Raw genomic sequence first — 2,160 nt, 5'->3', positions numbered from 1 at the left:
CGCAGGCTGCTGTGGCCCATCCGCAGCTCGTCCGGTGAGGTGATCGGCTTCGGGGCCCGGCGGCTGTTCGACGACGACACGATGGAAGCGAAGTACGTCAATACGCCTGAGACGCTGCTCTACAAGAAGTCGTCGGTGATGTTCGGCATCGATTTGGCCAAACGCGACATCGCCAAGGGACATCAGGCGGTTGTCGTCGAGGGCTACACCGACGTGATGGCGATGCACCTGGCCGGGGTCACCACCGCCGTCGCCTCGTGCGGCACCGCGTTCGGCGACGACCACCTGTCGATGCTGCGCCGACTCATGATGGACGACAGCTTCTTTCGTGGCGAGCTGATCTACGTCTTCGACGGCGACGCCGCCGGGCGCGCCGCCGCGCTGAAGGCCTTCGGCGGTGAGCAGAATCTGGCGGGGCAGTCCTTCGTGGCGGTGGCCCCGGACGGCATGGATCCCTGCGATCTGCGGCTGAAGTCCGGCGACGGGGCGCTGCGCGACCTGGTGGCGCGGCGAACGCCGTTGTTCGAGTTCGCGATCCGCACCGCGCTCGGCGAAATGGACCTGGACAGCGCCGAGGGCAGGGTTGGCGCGCTACGGCGCTGCGTACCGATGGTGGGCCAGATCAAGGACCCGACGCTGCGTGACGAGTACGCGCGCCAGCTCGCCGGCTGGGTCGGCTGGGACGACGTCCCTCAGGTCATCGACCGGGTGCGCAGTCACGCCAAGAAGTCCACGCCCGCGGCCAAGGGCGGCTCCGGATCCAGCGCTTCCGGTCGCGCCACGCAGCAGCCCCGCGCCGCGGCCCAGCCCGCCGCCGGCCGGCCGGATCCGCGCGACCCGACGCTGTGGCCTCAGCGGGAGGCGCTCAAGTCGGCGCTGCAGTACGCGGCGCTGGCCGGGCCGATATTCGACTCGCTGACCGTCGAGAGCTTCACGCATCCCGGCTATGCGGCCGTTCGCGCGGCCATCGAGGCGGCCGGCGGGACGTCAAGAGGTGTCACCGGCGCGCAGTGGATCGACGCGGTGCGCCAGCAGACCACGTCGGAGCTGACGGCCGCCCTGATCAGCGAGCTGGGCGTCGAGGCCATCCAGGTCGACGACGAGAAACTGCCGCGCTACATCGGCGGGGTGCTGGCCCGCCTGCAAGAGGTGTGGATGGGCCGGCAGATCGCCGAGGTGAAGTCCAAGTTGCAGCGCATGTCACCGATCGAAAACGGCGACGAATATCACGCCCTGTTCGGCGACCTGGTCGCCATGGAGGCGTACCGGCGCAGTCTGTTGGAGCAGGCTAGCGGGGACGATTCGACGGTGTGAGGACTTCGTCGGCGGCCTGCTCGGCGTCGCGCTCCATGATCGCCGTCTGGTCGTCGATCTCGGTCAACGTCACAAAACCTGCGTCCGGCGAGATTCGATTGGCGATCTTGCGCCGCCCGCCCTCGATCACCGACTTGGCCACAGGACTGCTGGTCAGCGCGCGATAGGTGCCGGTGATCTGCTCATATCGGCGACGCCCGGCCCTCGTGCCCAGCACGTAACCCAGTCCAAGCACCACGACATACCGGATCAAAACGTTCCTCCCGACGATCGATGGCTCCATCCTGCCTCACCGGCCGGCGACCCGCTGCGCCCGGAGGCGGTCCACGCTAGTTGGGTGCGGTCGTGCCAGTACGCTAGAGTCGTCCCGCGATCGGGTTAGTCCCCTGTAGCTCAATTGGCAGAGCATTCGGCTGTTAACCGAAGGGTTCCTGGTTCGAGTCAAGGCGGGGGAGCACTTCTCCCAAGTCTCACTGGCCGATCGCGATAGCGGCCGGACGTGCTCTCTGCCCCGGGGTCGGTGACAAGCCCAGATGGTCGCGCAGTGTGTGGCCGCTGTATTCCGTGCGGAAGCTACCGCGTTCCTGCAGCAGCGGCACCACCTTGTCGACGAACTCGTCGAGGCCGTGTGGCGTCAGGTGCGGCACCAGAATGAAGCCGTCGCAGGCATCCGACTGCACGTAACGATCGATCTCCGCGGCGACCTGCGCCGGAGTTCCGACGAATTGCTGGCGGCTGGTCACTTCGATGATCAGCTGACGGATCGACAGGTTTTCGGCTTCCGCTCGGGCGCGCCAGTTTTGGGCCACCGTCTTGGGATCGCCGTGCCGGACCCGTCCTCTCGTG

General features: G+C 67.4%; 2 protein-coding genes, 1 tRNA gene and 1 pseudogene. 2 read left to right on the top strand and 2 right to left on the bottom strand.

The features are described from left to right. Positions 1 to 1,314: DNA primase (locus JOZ00_RS20790; protein WP_293347325.1), on the top strand; the 1,314-nt coding region annotated here is incomplete at its 5' end. Here JOZ00_RS20790 and JOZ00_RS20785 read toward each other — a convergent pair. Beyond that, the gene (locus JOZ00_RS20785; RefSeq protein ID WP_293347327.1) at positions 1,289 to 1,567 is read right to left on the bottom strand and encodes a hypothetical protein; all 279 of its coding nucleotides are present in this window, start codon (positions 1,565 to 1,567) and stop codon (positions 1,289 to 1,291) included. The genes JOZ00_RS20790 and JOZ00_RS20785 overlap by 26 nt on opposite strands. Before the next feature lie 129 nt (positions 1,568 to 1,696). On the opposite strand from JOZ00_RS20785, the gene JOZ00_RS20780 reads away from it, so the two are divergent. Further along, positions 1,697 to 1,769, top strand: a tRNA-Asn gene (locus JOZ00_RS20780). A 15-nt stretch (positions 1,770 to 1,784) separates the two neighbouring features. Here the strand turns inward: JOZ00_RS20780 and JOZ00_RS20775 are convergent. Beyond that, positions 1,785 to 2,160: pseudogene (locus JOZ00_RS20775) on the bottom strand (F420-dependent methylene-tetrahydromethanopterin reductase); the annotation flags it as partial.

This window comes from Mycobacterium sp., assembly GCF_019243155.1.
Lineage (GTDB): Bacteria > Actinomycetota > Actinomycetes > Mycobacteriales > Mycobacteriaceae > Mycobacterium.
This window is presented reverse-complemented; position numbering and strand designations above follow the sequence as displayed.